Source organism: Paenibacillus sp. B2(2019), from assembly GCF_008370385.1.
Classification (GTDB): Bacteria; Bacillota; Bacilli; order Paenibacillales; family Paenibacillaceae; genus Paenibacillus_AQ.
Genome location: NZ_VTZR01000005.1, coordinates 68,460 through 87,018, shown reverse-complemented (window position 1 = coordinate 87,018; position 18,559 = coordinate 68,460). Strand labels below are relative to the sequence as shown.

19 protein-coding genes and 2 pseudogenes are annotated in these 18,559 nt (G+C 42.6%); 17 read left to right on the top strand and 4 right to left on the bottom strand.

Annotated features, from left to right (window positions below; genetic code table 11):
- Positions 1 to 29: 29 nt before the first annotated feature.
- On the top strand, positions 30 to 422 hold the full coding sequence (locus PAENI_RS06950) for a hypothetical protein (protein ID WP_042130783.1): 393 nt from the start codon (positions 30 to 32) through the stop codon (positions 420 to 422).
- Positions 423 to 472: 50 nt separating this feature from the next.
- On the opposite strand, the gene PAENI_RS06945 is transcribed toward PAENI_RS06950, so the two are convergent.
- Positions 473 to 1,165: a YetF domain-containing protein gene (locus PAENI_RS06945; RefSeq protein WP_149644775.1), complete on the bottom strand. Its 693-nt coding sequence runs from the start codon at positions 1,163 to 1,165 to the stop codon at positions 473 to 475.
- 217 nt (positions 1,166 to 1,382) lie between these two features.
- On the opposite strand from PAENI_RS06945, the gene PAENI_RS06940 reads away from it, so the two are divergent.
- The 6 genes from PAENI_RS06940 (at position 1,383) to PAENI_RS06915 (ending at position 7,206) form a co-directional block, all read left to right on the top strand.
- Positions 1,383 to 2,318 carry a LytTR family transcriptional regulator DNA-binding domain-containing protein gene (locus PAENI_RS06940; RefSeq protein WP_149644774.1) on the top strand — a complete coding sequence of 312 codons (936 nt, stop codon included), beginning with the start codon at positions 1,383 to 1,385 and terminating at the stop codon, positions 2,316 to 2,318.
- 138 nt (positions 2,319 to 2,456) lie between these two features.
- Positions 2,457 to 3,302 (top strand): ABC transporter ATP-binding protein, encoded by an 846-nt coding sequence (locus PAENI_RS06935; protein ID WP_149644773.1) that lies wholly within the window; start codon positions 2,457 to 2,459, stop codon positions 3,300 to 3,302.
- Positions 3,299 to 4,009 (top strand): ABC transporter permease, encoded by a 711-nt coding sequence (locus PAENI_RS06930; RefSeq protein WP_149644772.1) that lies wholly within the window; start codon positions 3,299 to 3,301, stop codon positions 4,007 to 4,009. The genes PAENI_RS06935 and PAENI_RS06930 overlap by 4 nt, the downstream gene beginning before the upstream one ends.
- A 203-nt stretch (positions 4,010 to 4,212) precedes the next feature.
- The gene (locus PAENI_RS06925; protein ID WP_076286012.1) at positions 4,213 to 4,593 is read left to right on the top strand and encodes a FlxA-like family protein; all 381 of its coding nucleotides are present in this window, start codon (positions 4,213 to 4,215) and stop codon (positions 4,591 to 4,593) included.
- A 189-nt stretch (positions 4,594 to 4,782) separates the two neighbouring features.
- A complete protein-coding gene (locus PAENI_RS06920) occupies positions 4,783 to 5,655 on the top strand; it encodes an AraC family transcriptional regulator (protein ID WP_149644771.1) in 873 nt (290 codons plus the stop codon).
- 156 nt (positions 5,656 to 5,811) lie between these two features.
- Positions 5,812 to 7,206 carry a hypothetical protein gene (locus tag PAENI_RS06915; protein ID WP_149644770.1) on the top strand — a complete coding sequence of 465 codons (1,395 nt, stop codon included), beginning with the start codon at positions 5,812 to 5,814 and terminating at the stop codon, positions 7,204 to 7,206.
- Between the two features lie 192 nt (positions 7,207 to 7,398).
- On the opposite strand, the pseudogene PAENI_RS31760 reads toward PAENI_RS06915, so the two are convergent.
- Positions 7,399 to 7,563, bottom strand: a pseudogene (locus tag PAENI_RS31760) (hypothetical protein); the annotation flags it as partial.
- 112 nt (positions 7,564 to 7,675) lie between these two features.
- On the opposite strand from PAENI_RS31760, the pseudogene PAENI_RS06910 reads away from it, so the two are divergent.
- The 3 genes and pseudogenes from PAENI_RS06910 to PAENI_RS06905 form a co-directional block, all read left to right on the top strand.
- Positions 7,676 to 9,037, top strand: a pseudogene (locus PAENI_RS06910) (SMI1/KNR4 family protein); the annotation flags it as partial.
- 42 nt (positions 9,038 to 9,079) lie between these two features.
- On the top strand, positions 9,080 to 9,388 hold the full coding sequence (locus PAENI_RS32555) for an immunity 51 family protein (RefSeq protein WP_262495544.1): 309 nt from the start codon (positions 9,080 to 9,082) through the stop codon (positions 9,386 to 9,388).
- Between the two features lie 305 nt (positions 9,389 to 9,693).
- Positions 9,694 to 10,158, top strand: coding sequence for a hypothetical protein (locus tag PAENI_RS06905; protein ID WP_042191399.1), 465 nt, complete (start codon positions 9,694 to 9,696; stop codon positions 10,156 to 10,158).
- A 188-nt stretch (positions 10,159 to 10,346) separates the two neighbouring features.
- On the opposite strand, the gene pdxR is transcribed toward PAENI_RS06905, so the two are convergent.
- Entirely contained in the window at positions 10,347 to 11,777 is a 1,431-nt protein-coding gene (pdxR, locus tag PAENI_RS06900; RefSeq protein ID WP_149644768.1) for a MocR-like pyridoxine biosynthesis transcription factor PdxR, read from the bottom strand.
- A gap of 172 nt (positions 11,778 to 11,949) precedes the next feature.
- On the opposite strand from pdxR, the gene PAENI_RS06895 reads away from it, so the two are divergent.
- From PAENI_RS06895 to PAENI_RS31755, 4 genes are all read left to right on the top strand, one after another.
- A complete protein-coding gene (locus tag PAENI_RS06895) occupies positions 11,950 to 12,498 on the top strand; it encodes a pyridoxamine 5'-phosphate oxidase family protein (RefSeq protein WP_076300446.1) in 549 nt (182 codons plus the stop codon).
- A gap of 282 nt (positions 12,499 to 12,780) precedes the next feature.
- Positions 12,781 to 13,179 (top strand): DUF2178 domain-containing protein, encoded by a 399-nt coding sequence (locus PAENI_RS06890; protein WP_149644767.1) that lies wholly within the window; start codon positions 12,781 to 12,783, stop codon positions 13,177 to 13,179.
- A gap of 15 nt (positions 13,180 to 13,194) precedes the next feature.
- Positions 13,195 to 13,398 carry a helix-turn-helix transcriptional regulator gene (locus PAENI_RS06885; protein WP_076286019.1) on the top strand — a complete coding sequence of 68 codons (204 nt, stop codon included), beginning with the start codon at positions 13,195 to 13,197 and terminating at the stop codon, positions 13,396 to 13,398.
- Positions 13,399 to 13,503: 105 nt separating this feature from the next.
- Entirely contained in the window at positions 13,504 to 13,653 is a 150-nt protein-coding gene (locus PAENI_RS31755) for a hypothetical protein (protein ID WP_188114493.1), read from the top strand.
- Positions 13,654 to 13,769: 116 nt separating this feature from the next.
- Here the strand turns inward: PAENI_RS31755 and PAENI_RS06880 are convergent, their stop codons facing one another.
- Complete coding sequence (locus PAENI_RS06880; protein WP_076286021.1) at positions 13,770 to 14,513, bottom strand: MerR family transcriptional regulator; 744 nt, start codon at positions 14,511 to 14,513, stop codon at positions 13,770 to 13,772.
- Positions 14,514 to 14,605: 92 nt separating this feature from the next.
- Between PAENI_RS06880 and PAENI_RS06875 the strand changes: the two genes are divergently transcribed.
- The 3 genes from PAENI_RS06875 (at position 14,606) to PAENI_RS06865 (ending at position 18,513) form a co-directional block, all read left to right on the top strand.
- Positions 14,606 to 15,307: a CPBP family intramembrane glutamic endopeptidase gene (locus tag PAENI_RS06875; RefSeq protein WP_149644766.1), complete on the top strand. Its 702-nt coding sequence runs from the start codon at positions 14,606 to 14,608 to the stop codon at positions 15,305 to 15,307.
- 315 nt (positions 15,308 to 15,622) lie between these two features.
- Positions 15,623 to 16,552 carry a phosphotransferase gene (locus PAENI_RS06870; RefSeq protein ID WP_149644786.1) on the top strand — a complete coding sequence of 310 codons (930 nt, stop codon included), beginning with the start codon at positions 15,623 to 15,625 and terminating at the stop codon, positions 16,550 to 16,552.
- Positions 16,553 to 16,851: 299 nt separating this feature from the next.
- Complete coding sequence (locus tag PAENI_RS06865; RefSeq protein ID WP_149644765.1) at positions 16,852 to 18,513, top strand: extracellular solute-binding protein; 1,662 nt, start codon at positions 16,852 to 16,854, stop codon at positions 18,511 to 18,513.
- Positions 18,514 to 18,559: the final 46 nt, after the last annotated feature.

The following is an 18,559-nucleotide window of genomic DNA, read 5'->3' as shown; positions in this document are numbered from 1 at the left end:
TGCCTACTCATTGAAAGGAGCGATCATATATGGGATTTTTTCCAACGCCGGGAAGCGGCCAATTCCCAGGGTTTCCGGGTGGACCAGGAGGACCAGGAGGACCAGGAGGACCGGGTGGACCAGGTGGATTTCCTGGGACTCCGGGACCTCCAGGAGCTGCACCGGGAGGCGTTCAAGCGCCGACGGCACCTCCACCGCAATTCGTACCGCAAATGTCGGCCACCGCATTTGCCATCGACCCCGGTGCGATCAGAGGCTGTCTGTTCCGCAACACATACATTTGGCTGAACAACGGCGAGCAATTCTGGTTCTTCCCGGTATTCGTCGGGCGTAATTCTGTTGCAGGGTTCAGATGGTTCGGTCTCTTCTGGGGGTACTTCGGTATTGATTTGAATCGGATTCGCTCGTTCACCTGCTTCTAAAGCAGACAGCGAAAGAGAACAGCCCGGGGGCTGTTCTCTTTGGGGGTCTTTTATGGATTTATATCCTGGTATTTGTCGATATACAGACTCCCGTCCAATTGGAGCTCTGCGTAAAATACTTGATCTAAAGAATGAATGTTGGCTTTCTTTAATTGTTGGTTGAGCCAGACAACGGAGACATCTATTTTATTAAGATTCTTTTCTACGATTTTACCATCAACGATAAGCTCAGTTGGGATATTGTGAATAGGTGCAACGTTTACTTTTATATCTTTTTTTGTTGCAGGCAGCAGCTCTTCTTTTATCAACACGCTAAGTTTACCGTCAGGTTCCAGAATTGCAAATTCGACTTCTTCGGGTGAGAAGACATCCTTATTCCGAAGCAACATGCTTAAATCGTCGATGTTGAGGTGCTGCTTAGCTAATGCCTCATCCAGAATCTTACCTTGTTTGACGAGAATCGTAGGTTGGCCGTCGAGAATCTCACGTGCTTTGACAGAGCGCAGTCCGATCAATGCAACGCTGAACGCCAAGAGCGACCATAAGACCAAGCTAGATATTCCTTGCAGCAGCGTGATTTGTCTGTTGACGATAATTTCCGCAGTGGTGGAGCCGAAGGTGATCCCTGTTACATAATTGAAAAACGTTAGATGTCCGACTTGTTTTTTACCGAGAAGACGCGTCAAAACGAGTAGAGCAACGAAAGACGTTGCCGTACGAAATAGAATTTCTCCATATGTCATATGCTGAGCCCCTTCTTGCATAACAGATAGTCTTAAAGTGACCCCCATTTTCCTCGCTTATACTTGTTAAGTGAAAGGAATCGAATGAACATGAACGGCTGGACGAACGTTTAGATAGGACATGCCGTTGTGTTTTTAGTTAGAAACTGACAAAAAAGTATCCTGACTTTATAATTGTTTTATATATCCAAGTAGTGTCGCTGATCAGGAGGACGGAATGCAATTTCAACCAATGTATTATGACGGGGAATTATTTCTACCGAAGATTGAATTAAATATGACATTGAACCAATCGGTTGCTATTATAACGGACTTGAAGCGAAAGCAGCTTTTAATGAATCAATTAGTGGACCATTCTCAATATTATTTATTTCGGGCTGGGCAAAGCGAGTATATGCGTTTAACGGTGGAAGAGCTAATTACTTTTCTTATCCAAGTAACGGAGAGGAAAGAGCGTGCCGCTTTGTTAATGGATTATTTTGTTCTAAAAGAAGAACGGAAGGTGAGGATCAAGGATCTAAGCTCATCGAAAAGGATGTATGTGACCTTGCTACGTGTTTTTTTTGCGCATCAGCCTACACTTGTACTGGAGGAACCTTATTTTTACTTGGAAGAGCAGGATCGTCGTCAATTCAAACGGATTCTGGATGATCTTTCGCAAGAAAAGCAGATATTAATTTTAACTTCGAATTTAGAGGATGCCCTTATTTCCTGTGATACCATTTATCGGTTGAACGAGTCCGGATTTCATCCATTGGATATTCGGGACTTCGAAGAGGATAAGCAGGAATTACAGAAACAAGACGAGACCAATATAACCTTGCAGAAGATCTCAACCAAAAGAAATGACAAAGTAATTTTATTTAATCCGCCTGAAATCGATTTTATAGAAAGTGTAGAGGGTTCGATCCTTGTTCATGTGGATGGGGAAAATTATGACTGTGCTTTGACGTTGACCGAACTCGAGCAAAGATTGTTAAATTTCGGTTTTTTTAGGTGTCATCGGTCCTACATCGTTAATCTGCAAAAAGTAAGAGAGATTATTACATGGACGAAGAATAGCTACAGCTTGCGGTTAAATACAGGTAAAGATGCTGTGGTTCCGTTATCCCGTTCAAAATTGTCTGAATTAAAAGCACTTCTGAACATTTAATTTCCTGGGTAATGTCCAACCAATCAAGCACTCTGTGGTACTATTCAGGCGATAATAGCTACATTTCGGCGGGTTTTGATGGCTGGAAGCATGCAATCTTTATATGCTTAAGGCATCAACGCTAAGGAAGTGGTGTTAATGGATGTTATCCAAGTAGAACGTGTCCGTAAGAGATTTGGAAATAAAGATGCGTTGGCAGATGTGTCTTTTTCAATTCCGAAAGGGGAAATTTTTGGCTTCCTCGGTCCGAGCGGTTCAGGAAAAACGACATTAATCAAGATTTTAACTGCGCAGTTAAATCCGACAAGTGGACAGGCAAGTGTATTTAACCAGCCAGCGGAGATGATGCAGCAGTCTGCACAGAAGATGCGCTTCGGCATTTTGACGGATAACAGTGGTCTATATGAGAGGTTATCGATTGAGGAAAATTTGGAGCTGTATCGTAAGTTATATGATCTTCCCAGATCTGCAGTCGATAAGGTGCTGCAGTTTGTAAACTTAAGCGGAGAGCGCAAAAAGAAAGTCAATCTCTTATCGAAAGGGATGCGTCAGCGTGTCATGTTGGCCTGCGCGATTATCCATGAGCCCGAATTATTATTTCTAGATGAACCTACTTCGGCTTTAGATCCGGTAAACTCAGCACATATTTATAAAGGCTTACGCTACTTAAATGACAAAGGGACAACGATTTTTTTAACTACGCATGATATGGCTGAGGCAGAATTGATATGCAACCGCGTAGCGATTCTGTATCAGGGACAAATCCAAACCATCGGTTCACCGAAGGATCTTAAACGACAGCACCGGGAGAACGTAGTTTGTGTTGAATTAATCAATGGGGAAGCTTACGAGCTCCCGATCGATGAGAGAACGGCTGATCAAATCGCGGATTGGATGAGACGAGGGTTAATTGACCGGTTAGAAACGAAAGAGCCAAGTCTAGGTGATATTTTTATTAAAATGACAGGAAGTGAGTTACTATGAGTATCTCATTAAAACGTGTCCAGGCGATATTTGTGAAGGATTACAAAGAGTTTTCACGTAACTACGCGCTGTCCATTATGCTGATTTTTCCTATTATTATCGCTCTGATTTTCAAGAGGGCAGGTGCGTCTTTACCTGGAGCCAGCGGTTTTCTTTTTAATAGTTCGTTTGTATTGCTAACATGTTTCGCACAAGCCTGCTTGATTGCGGAAGAGAAGGAGCGTAACACTTTACGGTCATTAATGATGACACCGGCTACGACCATGGATGTACTAATCGGTAAAAGCAGTTTGGTCTTTGTCATGTCTGCTGTTGTTCTCGCTATTTCTACATTATTATTTGGTTATGAGCCAGCTAATATATGGGCGTTTGTGGCAGTAATCATTCTTTCGATTATTCTGTACACTGCAGCCGGGACGATCTGCGGTTTATTCTCCAAGACGTTGCTTGAAGCCTCATTATCTATACTCCCTGTGGCGTTCATATTTATGGGGGCACCGTGGGGAGAAGTACTAGCGAAGGATTATCCGGTCTTCAAAGTGCTGGATTACATGCCAAGCAGTCAGCTTGTGCATCTGCTGGGTCTAGGCAATACAGGTTATACGACGGGAGATTTATTAAAACCCCTCCTCATTACTTTGGCATGGACGGTTGTGCTAACAGTAGTGTCTGTCATTTTGTATCAGCGGCGGTTAAAGGACGAGTAAGGGAGCTCTGAAGGGACTTTAGCCAGCCTTCGATGGGTCTTTGGTAGGGTCGAAACAAGCAGCCGACTGAGACTATACGACGATTATTCTCCAATTGAGGCTGTGATGTTGTCATGACGGGGCCTGCTGGGTAATAAAGATGATTAGAACTTTCAAATTTGGCTGAATTTGGATTGGGAGCCGAGGAAAGGGAGGGAAAGATCATGGCGGCACAGACAGTATCAGGCATCAGCTCCGTACAGACCATTGCGGCCTACGGCGGTACACAGAGTGATGTCAGTTCCCTGGAGAAACAGCGGAACCGGCTGATGATGGAACTGGATAAAGTGAATGCGGCACAAGGAAGTGAGATGCAGACTCCTTATCGCCGGGAGCAGCTGCAGCGGCAAATCCGGCTGCTGGAGTCCCAACTCGTACAGAAAAGCGGGAGTAGCGCCCCCGTAAATTTTGTACCGGCTTCTCCGCTTCAAGATCACCTCCCCCTCTCGCGGATTGAGTGGAAGGGAGGCCTCAAGGGCATCGGTCTGACCGATCCCCGGACGGCGACGGTGAACTCGGAGGGCCACTTCGACGCGTTAATTTAGGAAAGAGAACGAAGGTGCGAAAAGCGTCCGGTGATGAACCGGCTTTTTCGCACCTCTTTTTTGAATGCGCGGTGAACCGTATCTTAAGTAGCGGCAAGTTTCTCCTAGGTACCCAGCAAAACTGTGCATGAGATGTCGGATGGATGCCGACGATACTTGCTATATTGTTAGTGAAGGGAGGTCATTCGAATGGATTTGCTTGCAAATCTGAACGGGGCTCTACAATACATTGAAGAGAATCTTGCTGATGATATAGACCTGAAGGAAGCAGCGAGGTTGGCTTGTTGTTCCGAATATCATTTTTCTAGAATGTTCTCATTTCTTGCAGGCATCACGCTATCAGAATACATCCGTCGGAGGCGCCTGACATCTGCGGCATTTGAGCTTCAAGCTGGAGAATTAAGAGTTATGGATGTGGCGGTGAAATATGGATATAGCTCAGCAGACGCATTTTCTAGAGCTTTCCAAGGCCTGCACGGTATTCCGCCCTCTTCGGTAAAGTTGCATAGCCCTTCATTAAAAGCCTATCCGCGCTTGACCTTTCAATTAACGATTCAAGGGGGAAGTGCAATGAACTATCGTATCATTGAAAAAGAGTCATTCTGTATCGTAGGCATTACGAGAAGGGTACCTATCCAATTTAATGGCGTAAATCCGGAAATCGCATCTATGTGGAAAAGCTTAACTAGCGATGACATCGACCAGCTCAAAAAGCTCTCGAATGTCGAACCTCAGGGACTGATTCAAGCATCGATGAATTTTTCTGAGGGGAGAATGGAAGAAAAGGGGGAACTTGACCATTATGTTGGCGTTGCTACAACCAAGGAATGCCCCGAAAATTTAACGAAACTAGATGTTCCTGCAACAACATGGGCTGTATTCGAAGCCGTTGGACCATTTCCCGATACATTGCAAAATGTCTGGGGACGCATCTATTCTGAATGGTTCCCTACCGCTAATTATGAGTTGGCAAGAGGCCCGGAAATTTTATGGAATGAGAGTAAGGATATATCTTCACCGACCTTCAGAAGTGAGATTTGGATACCGGTTTTGAAAAAATAATAAACGGTGATTACTATTGCACTTCTGATTTGTCAGGCCATCCCATAGAAGGATGGCCTTTTTTTGTTGTGGGGGATGGTTTGTAAAGTTGAGATTGACCCTTATTTTTACATATGAGAGAATAATGGAAATTTTAAAATGAAAGGGAAATAATGTATGAGCAATCTTTTCCGATTCATTCCTATTAGTCAACTAGCAGATAAATTTCCGGAAGGATCTTGGTGGGCGAAGTTTTACCAGGATTTCAGTGACGAGCAGCTAGCCGCTTATTATGAAGGGGATTTGACGCTGCCTTCTCTTAATCTGGATTGGGAGCAGGCTTTCCCGCAACAAAAAGAGGTTATCATCATTTTTATCGATGGGAATTTTACTGTAGACAATCTCTATAATAAAGAAACAGATGGTGCCATAGGACTTATGGTAACCGGTAATTTGAATGCGAAAAATATAGCTGTAGGCGGTCAGGAAATCTATGTTTCGGGCAATCTGATGGTTGAGGAAATATTGTGCGGCACCTACAATCACGGGGAAACAATTGTTATAGGTGATCTTAGCGCTGCGGTTTTAGTTCAGGATGACGAGTACAGCATCAAAGTAGACGGGCAGAAATCTATTGCATGCTTAGTAAATGTATGGGAGGGAGACGGCGTATTTCAGGAGCTTCCGGTGGACATTCATGAGGTGTTGATTGATGAAGTTTTTCTGGATATGGATGAGGAGGACATGGAATTTTCCTTTTGCACGCTGGTGAATGTTATTGTAGAAGGGCGTTCCGCATTGAAAAAAGTAAATGAAACCCTCACGAGAAAGAAACCTGTTCAATTATATTTTACCCATAACACGATCAATGAGGAAAATATATTGAAATTGACTCAGTGTATTTTAATGACGGATGACAAACCATCGTTTGATTTTCAGGAGCAAGGCGTATTTTTCAAAGTTCAACTGGAGCATATTGATGCAGACGGGGATGAGCGGGATCTCAGCGTTTATATGAAAGATAACCGGCATCACTATTATATTTGGCTGGAGCAAGATCATTCCATCGGTTTGTTGAGGAGAACTATAGATGAGGGATCTGAGTGGGAGCACATTACAGAAGAGTCTCAGGAACAGCTAGCGGAGATTAGCGATTGCTGGACTATGTTGCTGACCTGTATTAATATGGCTGAGCTTTATTTACGAAACATTGAGGTCCAATATGTGCAAGACATTTTGCAACACGCTGTAATTCAGGAATTATATTCGGAAGAAGAGGAGGATGACGGGTTCTGGGACGGCTCAAAATATTACAGCTTCCGTAAAGCGCATACGGACGAGGACGGAGACTACCTGCATGCCCGGATTGAAATCAAGACTCCGGATGAAGCGTATTATTTTTATACAGTGGATCATGGAACTTATGTTTCCCGGCATTATCAGCCGCCCAATCAATATGGCAAACAGGACATGTCTTTTTTGGACCTTAGGCGCTGGGAGGCATCAGAGCAGTATTTTACAAGATTCAAGCAATTTATTGATCAGAAGATAGAGTTTGGTGTAAATAGTTAGGCTTGATTACGTCTAAGAGGTGAGCTTTGTCGTCAAGGAGGTCACGCATCACGCATCACGCATCACGCATGGCAACCGATCTTCCACCGAGGAGACCAGCATGGCTGAAACAACAAAACAGGCGAGAAGGAAGCACCAGCACTTCCTCCTCGCCTGTTTGTGTTCATGCATTTTGTCTAGGGTTTATCCACTTTACTCCGGTGTTCCTTGGGTTACCCCATGGATATACGTTAAGGTCGGGGAATCGACGGCCCCTAGCCCCGGATTATAGGTAAAGGAGTACTCGATGGTATCCCCGTGTTGCAGGTTATTTACAGGGTAGGTATAGTTACCGTTTCCTGCTGGGGTCATGGCTACGTTTAGCTGCCCTCTTTACGATTTTCAATACCTACATCCCATCTGGTAGAATAGGGGAAACCATATTTCTCTATATTCTAGTAATTTGATTATACGCTTGGGGAGGTAGACCATGGACAAAGAACTAACCGTGCAGCTGACACAGTGGCATGAAGATGATGAACACCAGAAGATTGCAGACACCCTGATGGCGATTCCTCTAGCGGACAGAGATTACGAGGTAGTCAGCAGTCTGGCAAGAGCGTATAACAATTTGGGACGTTATGAAGAAGCGCTTGAACACTTCGCGATGATTGCGGAACAAGGGCAGAATGACTATCTGTGGCATTTTCGCGTGGGATATTCCTACTACTATTTGAATCGATATGAGGAAGCGGTGAGAGTGCTGAGTATTGCCCACGACCTCGATCCGGATGATGAGAATACGGCCATGTTTCTGAAATTCAGCCAGCGCAAGCTACGCAAAGAACAACACGCCGCAGCCAGACAGGCAATCAGAGAGCAACATAATGATTCGGGGACGACTGCAACTCCTTTTGAGGGGATGGATCTCTCCGAATTTTGGAAAGATAGCGATTATGCGCTAAAAGAATATGTTTCTGCCCCGCCTACGGATGAGCTGATTGCTTCTGTAGAAGAAGAACTGGGTTACAAGCTTCCTGCCTCTTATATCAGTCTGATGAAGCAGCACAATGGGGGAGTTCCTTATAATACTTGTTTTCCGACGGAGGACGCGACCTCATGGGCTGAGGATCATATTGCGATTACGGGCATTATGGGCATCGGACGCGAGAAAAGCTATTCACTCTGCGGCGATCTCGGCAGTCCGTTTATGATTGAGGAGTGGGGATACCCTGACATTGGCGTGGTAATTTGTGATTGCCCTTCGGCAGGCCATGATGTCGTGATGCTGGATTACCGGAACTGTGGGAGGGACGGAGAACCCGAGGTGATTCATGTGGATCAGGAAGATAATTATGAGATTACGTTCCTGGCCCAAGACTTCGAGACGTTTATACGCGGCCTGGTGAATGATGAGGAATACGACACCTCTGAAGAAGATAAAGAGGAGGATTTGCGCAAAGTAGCCGTAGGCCAATTCTCGCCTTTGCTTGCCAAGCTGTGCAGCCATGTGCCTGAGGTATATCAGCTTGAGCAGAAGATCCGTAGAGTCTGTACCCGAATCGTAGAAGAGAAGGGACACTTTTCCTTTCATGCGGATGAGCTTTCTGCTCTGATGTACGATGTACAGTTCTGGCTGTACACAAGCTCTTATCCAAATACGAGCCGTCAACAATATCTGGATGTATATGAGGAAATGATCGCTTTTGGCGGCGAGTTCGGTCAAGGCGGGTATGCTCCGGGCTGGATCAGCGATTGGCTGGATGGGCGGATATGGGAAGGGCTGATTGTTCAGAAAAACGGGGTGCTTTGCTTCACGGATCAAGCCCGCTCTGAGGTCATTGCACGGCTGGAAGCAGAATCCGCAGAAGAGGACGTTGCCCCTTTTATACTCGTGGATCAGCAAGGTGGAGGCATGTCTGTCATTCTAAATGTGGGTAGCTACCGATCGGAAGTGTTCGAGGCCCGGGCAGACGAAGGATTTGAAGGTAACGGGTACGATTGGGCTTCTTTGGCGGCTGTGTTTGTGAACGAATATATGCCTGAATGGGTAGATACGATTCATTTTGACCCGGAAGCGGATATGTTCTGTGCTTATTCGGAGAATAGCGAAGCTATTAAGCAGTTCGCGGTGCGGTTGAAGCAGGCCTGTGAAGATGAGACGTTGATCCGGGATCTATTCTCCCGCGCGGAGCTCGATTGATCACAACAGTATTCAGGGGCTCGGTCACACAGAAGGTTGAGAGAATGCGTCAGGTAGGAATCCGTTTCAAGGTTTGTTTTCGATGGCACCAATATATGGATGATACGGTTTTTAGCTGACCGTCAGCACCTGCTGCAAGGATGAAGGCTATAAGTCTTGGTCGCCTTGCAGCAGGTGCTCTTTTTTAGAAAGTTACGGGCATAGATTTGAACATGTGAAGTAGATTATTTTTGATATAATATAGTTAAAAATTTAGTTATTGTATCCTGTTGATAGGGAATAATGAGAGAAAAGGAGAGATGGAAATGACGTATATCGTTGATTTTAAAAATGTGTCTACGGTCGGAGTAGAGTCTTCACCTGTAGCAGAGGCGCTTGCTGGTTTACGTGCGAATGAAGCTCGTTACTTTATGAACAAGTACAAGCATGAATTTACAGTTGTCCCAGCTAGCGAAAGCCAGGAAAACCTTGATTATGTGAGCCGAATTTTAAAAGAAGAACGTAATATTGAGTTTGCTGCAAAACCTTTAGAAACATCGCGTTTTCAAGTGGAAAATATTAAATTCACTTATGTCTTTTATGAAGATGGACTTGAGGTTAATGTCATGTATACGGTTGATGATCCTAAGAAGCGAGCCGTTGGTTTTAAGCTTTCTGAGGGGATGGAGATACCAAAGGAGTTAGAAGAGAAGTTTAAATTTGCTAGGCAGAAGTCTAAACTAGCCGGTACAATCCGTGGCTCGTATTTTGTAATCAAAGGAGAGTATTAAAGGAGTAAGAATAATACAAGCCTCTATTCCGAGTGGCGGGATAGAGGCTTGTATTATTTGCTATCTGCATAAGCCAAGTATCTTAAAATGAGGGCGTAACCAAGGGATTCACGGTAACTGTAACCATCGGACCAAGTAATTTAAAGTCCATACTTTCTTTTAATTTATCTAATCCTGCGGAAATGATTTTACAGAATTATCTCCGCAAGGCGATGTATCCCCTGCTCAATTGATGCTTCATCTACTTTTGCAAACCCCAATACCCATCCCTTTCTTTTGCTATCCAGACAATAGGGTCCAAGAGGGTAAACACGTATTCCATGTTGTAGGGCTAAATTTGTCACAGTTTCTTCGTCGTATGATTCCTCAGCCTCAAGTAACACATGCAATCCTGTTTCTACTCCACTGAGTGTAAAACGCTCCCCTAAACCACTAGCCATAATAGCTTTTGTCATGACCTCGTGTCTTCTTCGATATACATTTCTGACTCTTCTCATATGCCGCATAAAATGACCATTTTTAATGAAATGGGTTAGTGTTAGCTGATCCATAATCGGAAGATGACGGTAAGTCAGTTCCTGTACCTTCGCTAGTTGAGCAATTGCCTCGACTGAACCTATAATAGCCGAAATACGAATGCCAGGAGCAATCATTTTAGAGAAACTCATGAGATACAAAGTATTATTGGATGCCTGACTAAATAACGTTGGCAGCGGCTCCCCACGATACCGGAATTCACTATCATAATCGTCTTCAATGATCCAAAACCGTTCTTGAACCGCTTTATGTAGCAATTGTTGCCGACGGGGCTCCGACATAACGACCCCTACTGCGCACTGGTGAGAAGGGGTGGCAAAGATCAGTTTGGATTGAGGGTGAATATGCTCCACCACTAGACCATACTCATCAACGGGAACAGGTACCACATTCATTCGTCGATATTTCATCGCCATCCAAGCAGCTGGGAAACCTGGATCTTCTACTGAAACTGTGTCCCCATCAGCTAAAAGCGACTGTGCGATTAAATCTATACTATGTTGAGCTCCTGAGGTCAACAGAATCTGATTAGTTTGGATATGTATGCCCCGTTCAAGGGATAAATAACGCTGTAATTGCTCACGTAATGGTGTGTAACCGTAGCAATTACCGTAAGCCCAGCTTGATAAATCCATTTCAGCAGATGCGTGGAGCAGCGATTGCCGCCAGCTTTTTTGAAATTGTTCATCCAAATAGGGTTCATGAGGACTGAAATCAATATCCACTTCTAGCTGTTCTTTACCTCTGAACCAGTCATGTAAATGATCAACAGCTGAGTCTAACAAGGAGAGTGAAGGAGCTGTGGGACCCTCTGGTTCTATTTCCTTCGTTGACACATTGAATTGCTTCCATTTACTAACTCGCGTTCCTCCTCGGCGAGAGGTAACTGTATAACCTCGACTTAACAATTCTTCATAGACGATCTGTATAGTTGAACGTGAGACACCTACGATGTGAGCAAGTTCGCGGGTAGGTATTAGTAATTCTCCTGGCGCCCAGACTCCGCTAGTAATATTATGAATCGCTTGATCAAGCAATTGCTGCCAGATCGGTCTCTTATCATTACGAATTACTTTCATCATCGTACACACCTCCAAATAGAAGTCCAATCATAATAATATTAATTATGGATTGCTCTAAACGGTGATTTTTGGATATTTTAATGCAATCCATTCATTGATATACTACCGTAACAACGCTGGTATTCGCAATTTGGTCGTTGCCGCACGCTAGAGTTAAAGGAGAGATATCGATATGAATTCGGTTCGTTACAAGAGCAGGGAATGCCTGGATCAAGAGAAGATTGAAGGGTTCCTTCAGCAAGCGAGATTGGGTTATCTTGGGTTGGCTGATGGCAATCGCCCCTATGTTGTGCCACTTAATTATGTATGGACAGAAGGGAAACTCTATTTTCACGGGGCTGGAGACGGAAGGCGTAATCAGGTGATGAGTGATAATTCAGAGGTGTGTTTTACGGTATGTGAGGAATACGGAACCATTACGGATCCGGTACCTGCGAAAACGGATACAGCTTATATGAGCGTAATGATATTCGGACAAGCAGAACCGATCACGGATTTGGATGAAGCCACTCATGTACTTCAGGAAATGATGAATAAGTATGTACCAGGTTACTATAATCGCCCCCTGTCCAAGCAGCATGTGGAGAAGTATAGATCAGCTGTATTCGGCGGTCCGGTTCAAGTTTATCGGGTAATTCCAAGCCATATGACGGCAAAAGAGAGTCCTATTGAAGCGGAAAAAATGTATAAAAAGGACATGGATACTGAGCGTCAAGTTTAACCACAAGATATTCCCAACGAGTATCAATAGCTCAATAAACACGATAAGGCAGCCGATCAGTCAACGTGATCGACTGCCTTTATTCAGCTAACGGGCAGATTACTTGAACACTATTACAATAAAATTGTTCAAATGATGAAATAATCTGTTATTTAAAGCGCTATTATTTACCATTTGTTATTTACTTTGAAATAAGATATTATGAAGTCAACTTCACATGAAGTAAACTTCATATGAAACAAACTTCACTTTAGAAGAATAAGTTAGTTAGGAGAATTACATTTGAAAAAACTATTCATACAGCGACTTTTATTATCAATCTTGTTAATGGTATTGGGATTTATTCAATTATATCTCGATACATCGGAAGGATTTAATTATGGTTATGTCATGTTATTCATAGGTGGAATAATTTTGTTGATTTCAATAATTTCTTACCTTAAATCCCGCAATAACAAAATATTGGAAAGGAATATGTCAAAGGAATATGATGAAAGAGATATTTTAATTGATGGAAAAGTTTCTCACTTTTCAATGCGTTTTTTGATGTATGTAATTATAATTATTATGTTTTTAACTAATTTCCTAGTAATTCCTACAAATACTGCATTATTAATTGTTTTAATATCTTTAATCATTAGTGAATTTGGTTCTAGAAAATATTATAATCATGTCCTTTAATCAAGGAGATATTTAATGAAAAATAGAGTGAAAGAATTACGACTAGAACAAGGAATAACTCAACAAGAACTAGCTGATAAAGTAAGTGTATCTTCTAGAACAATCATCTCATTAGAAAAAGAAAAGTATAATCCATCTGTGCTACTTGCGTATAAAATAGCTTCAGTTTTTAATTTATCAATTGAAGAAACGTTTATTTTTGATGAAGATGACAAATAATATTTTTCGTAAATATGCACATATGAAACAAATAATGGAGGAATATAATTGCTTAGTATATTATTTATTTTCGGGGTAGTTTTGATAGTTTGGGGTCTTTATCTTATGAGAAAAGAAGATGGTTTATTTGGGAAAAATAGAAAAAGTAAAAACATATTCAATTTCATACTAATGGGACAAGCTTCAGGATTAGGACAATTTATAAGTGGGATTTTGTGTATTATAGTAGGGATTATCGCAATTATTATGAAGTAGTCATAAATATGAAGTTCGATTTTTTTAGTATGTGTTAGCGGCGGATCCTCCTTTAGAGATCCGCCGCTTATTCAGTTTAAAGGGGCTACTCATGATTTCAATAAATTCCTCAATTCCTATTTCTGTCCCGTCCCTTTTTCTTGAACGTGAGCAATGCTAATCTCCACAAAGTTCAGCACTTCGTCGGATACGGGATATAGTCCTGACTCTAATGTAGGGAGCTTCCTCACTTCCCAAAACTTCTCCATCAATTTCTCGTCTCCATTAAAGGTTTCGTGTGATAGCTTCATTAACTCGCAGGCAATGTTATAACCTTCATCAGATTCAGGTGGAACAGATTGCTGTATGCACCATTCAATCCGGCGCAGCAAAGAGGCATATTGCTGAGTGGTCTGGTCATTACTGTTGAGATTGGGTAGTGCATTCTGTAGAAATGCACTTTCGTCATCGTTGAAATAATCGATCCACTGTTTAGAAATGGGTTGTACGTTATGGACCAGATGAGAAACCCGATCCCAGGAGAGTGTACCTTCTAGATCAATCATATTGATCAAAGACGTAGTATTTGCAATACTGCCCTGAAGAGAAGTAAGCTGCTCCTGAAGATGATTATGATGTGCGATTAGAATATGACGAAAAGATAGCTTGTCCATTACATTTTGAATGTCTTCAAGCGGTAGTGATAGTGATTTAAGCAACGTTATCTTTTCGAGAGTGAATAAATCTTCCTCTGAATAATAACGGCGGCCGTTATCTTCCTTATAACTTGGTGTAAGAAGACCGATCTGATCATAATAACGTAGGGTTCGAACGGAAATATTCCGCTGTTTGGATACTTGTCCTGTTGTCCATCTATTCATGTTTCTTCTTTCCTCTCGAAAATAATGCTTGCAGGTGACGTAACGTCACCTAATATCATTAAATTATATCACAGAGGATTGAGGGATTAAGGATGACCAGTACGGAAATGTGGAAGAAGATGGATCAGTGGACATGGCGTGAGTTTATTGCTTTACTTGCGCTTGAATTTGTATTCGTTATATTCGTTATCAAGTATGCGGTACAGTCAATGTATGAGCAATGGTTGGGGAATACTCTTTATTCAGGGACTCTTACAGGGCTTACCATCGCGATTGTACTTTTGTTAGGATTATATTTCATTGCTTTACGACCGAAGAAAATGTCCTGGACAGAGGTAGGAGTAAAGGGGTTTCCTGCGAAAGATTGGTGGAGGATTGCCCTGTGGACACTCATTCTCATTGTATTTAGTGTGGCCACTCTCTATCTCACGAGTTTTCTTGGGAATACGGTGGACAACAGCAAAACAGAGAGTCTGAAGCAAAATGTCACTCTATTTACTATAATTATTGGTATCGTGTCGGCAGGGATCGTGTCACCCTTTTATGAGGAGATATTTTACCGTGGATTTATATATCGTTGGCTACGGGCTCGTGTTAGTATGAGATGGGCGATTGTGATTAGTTCGCTAATCTTTACTTTTGCACATTTTCCCACTATGAATGCCATGCCCGTGAATTTTATTAGTGGAGTTGTGCTTGCATGGACCTATGAACGTACGGGATCGGTCGTGCCTGGTATGATTCTTCACGGTGTGTTTAATACGATTGCCGTATTGTTAACAGCGATGAGTTAGAATGATGATTATATTATGTATACACGATGAGCGCTGATGACAGGACACGATAGTTGAGTAATTATAAATAACTTAAGGATATGCCGGTTTCGCTAGAAATTTCATCAAAAAAAAGCCTTTTGGAATAAAATCCAAAGGCTTTTTGTATGCTTATTTTTTTCAAGACCTTATTCAACATCATAATTGATCAGAAAGAAAAAGTCTATACTTTGGGCTGGATTTTATTTACTATTGTGAAGCCGGCAAAACTTAATCAATGGAGTGTTGTTAATGGACGTTACCTATCATCTCGATCAGGCCGACTTACAGGATTATATTGGACGGATTTTTGGCACCAGTTATTTAGTTACTCGTGTTTCACGAATGCATGGTGGCGCACAAAAGGTGGTCTACAAGATTGAGTGCAGTAATGGATTTTCCTGCGTTTTGTATGTGTGGGATCTTTCCATGAATTATTTTGAAGAAGAAAAAGCGAATGAAGATATAAATGAACAGTCCTATGGAAGTGATTTGTTTGAATTAAACAATAAGTATTTAACACAACATGGAATTCAGACCCCAGCACTTTATGATCTGAACAAGGAAAGAGATCGTTACCCATTTGATTATGCGCTTGTTGAATATATAGATGGACGTAAGGCAGAAACCTTTTTCCAACATTCCGAATTAGCTGTTCAAGATAAAGTGTTTCAGCAGTTGGGGGATATGCTTACTACAATGCATACCACCGAAAGGCAGATTTTTGGGAAAGCCAATGCTAACGAGATCAGTACAGAACAATGTCATTCATTACAAATGAAAAATGCGAAAGTACAGCTAGCTTACGCCTCTCAGCATATGGAGAAGATCGGGTCTAATCAAAGTAAACTTCTCGATAAGTTGTATGAGCTTGAATCAAGAATTAAGCCTAGAAAGCAGTATGGATTTATTCATGGGGAACTGGGTCCTGACCATGTATTGGTTAATGATAAGCTGGAGCCCTTTCTGATCGATATCGAAGGAGCAGCGTTCTTTGATATTGAGCATGAGCATAGTTTTTTGGAGATGCGATTTGGAGATTTCTATCGGTATCTTAAGAACGATAAGCTTGATCCGGATAGGCTGTTATTTTATCAATTGCATCACCATATATCATTAACTTCAGCGGGTTTAAAGCTACAGCATAGAGGATTTCCCGATCAACAATTCGCAAAAGGTCTAGCTGAATATCAATCAGAACGTGCGCTTAGGTTTATCGAAAAATGAAGAAATGAAAATGAAGCAAGAAGCGGCGCGTCATCTCTTGTCAAATATCGTGGGGAGCTGAATATTCGAGTTAATACACGGTAACGTTTCAACGAAGCGAAGGGGGAGTCAACCTAACCTAGGGAGACTCCCTCTCCCTTGTGCGTTCTAGGGACAAGCCTGACGGTAGTCAAGAGGTGTATACGAAAGTAAAGACTAGTATATAGATGGGGGTCCTTTCCTTTCCTATACTAGAACTAGGAAGAGAAGCAGCATGAAGTAGATGCACGACCTATTTTGAGACAATGTGGAGGGGTAATATGAAGAAAAAAAGTAGAATACTTCTGATCGTTGCATTGATCCTAAGTTTAACTATCACGGCATGCGGCAAAACCACAAATGAAGGGGAGAAGCAGCCGGAGAAGCAGTCTGAGACACCTGTGGAACAAAAAAATGAAGTGATTGAAGTTTCAACAGTTTCGGCAAGCGATCAGTATCTCAAATTCGATGAGGGCGAAAGCTTTGAGAAGAACTCTGTCTATGATGCGTATGAGAAAGATATCGGTGTGAAGCTCACGAATAAATGGGTGTCCGCCGATGACGTTCAATTCAAGGAAAAAGTGAAGATGTCCATCGCCTCCAATGATCTTCCGGACTTCATGAAGGTTAATGCTACACAGCTGAAAGAGCTGACCGAAGCGGATATGATTATGGATATCACGGACGTATATGACAAGAATGCGACGGATGAGACGAAGAAATTCTTGTCGATGGATGGCGGAATGCAACTGAAGACCGCCACTTTCGACGGTAAACTCATGGGGATTCCAAGTTCTTATAATCCGTACCAGTATCAGTTCCTCTATGTACGTACGGACTGGCTGAAGAAATTGAACCTGCCGGAACCGAAGACGATGGCGGATCTCTTGACGATCGCCGAAGCGTTCAAAACAAAAGATCCAGGCGGCACTGGGAAACCGCATGGAATTGCAATTAGCAAAGATCCATTTAACCAGTCCACAGCTGTTACAGGACTAATAGCATTCTTGAATAGTTACCATGCTTATGAAAATCTTTGGATGGAAGACGGAAATGGCAATTTGGTCAACAGTGACATTCAGCCTCAAGTGAAAGACGCACTTAAGGCGCTGCAGGAAATGTTCAAGAAAGGATTAATTGATCCTGAGTTCGTCGTTAAAGATGTGGAGAAAGCAGCAGAGCTCCTCTATAACAACAACACAGGTATCGTATACGGCCAGTCTTGGGTACCGGCTCAGCTCGCTAAAGGCGCAGTAAAGGATGGTAAAGTCGTACAAGAGTGGGGCGTATTCCCGATTCCATCGGCAGATAGCAACCCTGCACAATCGCAGATAGGTTTGGGTGTTGACGAATATTATGTTATCTCCAAGCAAGCGAAGCATCCGGAAGGCGTTATTAAATTGCTGAACCATTGGATTGTCGTGGATAATCATCCGACGCCAGAACAGAAAGTGTATGAGTATGGTAAAGACCTGAAGGAGAAAGGTAACAACTACTGGCTTCTAAGCCCGCTTCGTGTTGGTAAACAAAAGGATAATAACGGTGAAATATTGCCAAAAGCGATCGAGAACAAAGACGAGAGCATTTTGGAGACGAAAGATCAAAAAACTCGTTACGAGCGTGCCATGAAGTATGTTGACGGTACCGATATCAACATGTGGTGGGAATATCTGATTTCAGGTCCAAAAGGCGCATATTCACTTGTTCCTGAAATTCAGAACAATAAACAGTACTTACAGAACAAATTCTACGGCGCACCGACTCCAACCATGGCAGATCGACAAGAAATCCTGAAGAAGAAGCGGGATGAAGTATACTTCAAGATTATGATGAATCAAGTATCCGTGGATGAATTCGATAAATTCGTGGAAGAGTGGAAAAAGCTTGGCGGCGACGAAATGACCAAAGAAGTCAATGAATGGTACGCGACTAACAAACAATGATAGCAGGAGAATCGAGGGGTTGGACACAAACGACCTCTCTTTTCTT

What these genes read in the sequence shown, in the direction of transcription:
- PAENI_RS06945 (WP_149644775.1), bottom strand. Translation starts at nt 1,165, where the DNA reads ATGACATATGGAGAAATTCTATTTCGTACGGCAACGTCTTTCGTTGCT.
- PAENI_RS06885 (WP_076286019.1), top strand. Translation starts at nt 13,195, where the DNA reads ATGAAAAATAGAGTGAAAGAATTACGACTAGAACAAGGAATAACTCAA.
- PAENI_RS06940 (WP_149644774.1), top strand. Translation starts at nt 1,383, where the DNA reads ATGCAATTTCAACCAATGTATTATGACGGGGAATTATTTCTACCGAAG.
- PAENI_RS06925 (WP_076286012.1), top strand. Translation starts at nt 4,213, where the DNA reads ATGGCGGCACAGACAGTATCAGGCATCAGCTCCGTACAGACCATTGCG.
- PAENI_RS06905 (WP_042191399.1), top strand. Translation starts at nt 9,694, where the DNA reads ATGACGTATATCGTTGATTTTAAAAATGTGTCTACGGTCGGAGTAGAG.
- PAENI_RS06930 (WP_149644772.1), top strand. Translation starts at nt 3,299, where the DNA reads ATGAGTATCTCATTAAAACGTGTCCAGGCGATATTTGTGAAGGATTAC.
- PAENI_RS06920 (WP_149644771.1), top strand. Translation starts at nt 4,783, where the DNA reads ATGGATTTGCTTGCAAATCTGAACGGGGCTCTACAATACATTGAAGAG.
- PAENI_RS06895 (WP_076300446.1), top strand. Translation starts at nt 11,950, where the DNA reads ATGAATTCGGTTCGTTACAAGAGCAGGGAATGCCTGGATCAAGAGAAG.
- PAENI_RS06935 (WP_149644773.1), top strand. Translation starts at nt 2,457, where the DNA reads ATGGATGTTATCCAAGTAGAACGTGTCCGTAAGAGATTTGGAAATAAA.
- PAENI_RS06865 (WP_149644765.1), top strand. Translation starts at nt 16,852, where the DNA reads ATGAAGAAAAAAAGTAGAATACTTCTGATCGTTGCATTGATCCTAAGT.
- pdxR (WP_149644768.1), bottom strand. Translation starts at nt 11,777, where the DNA reads ATGATGAAAGTAATTCGTAATGATAAGAGACCGATCTGGCAGCAATTG.
- PAENI_RS06950 (WP_042130783.1), top strand. Translation starts at nt 30, where the DNA reads ATGGGATTTTTTCCAACGCCGGGAAGCGGCCAATTCCCAGGGTTTCCG.
- PAENI_RS06880 (WP_076286021.1), bottom strand. Translation starts at nt 14,513, where the DNA reads ATGAATAGATGGACAACAGGACAAGTATCCAAACAGCGGAATATTTCC.
- PAENI_RS31755 (WP_188114493.1), top strand. Translation starts at nt 13,504, where the DNA reads ATGAGAAAAGAAGATGGTTTATTTGGGAAAAATAGAAAAAGTAAAAAC.
- PAENI_RS06915 (WP_149644770.1), top strand. Translation starts at nt 5,812, where the DNA reads ATGAGCAATCTTTTCCGATTCATTCCTATTAGTCAACTAGCAGATAAA.
- PAENI_RS06875 (WP_149644766.1), top strand. Translation starts at nt 14,606, where the DNA reads ATGACCAGTACGGAAATGTGGAAGAAGATGGATCAGTGGACATGGCGT.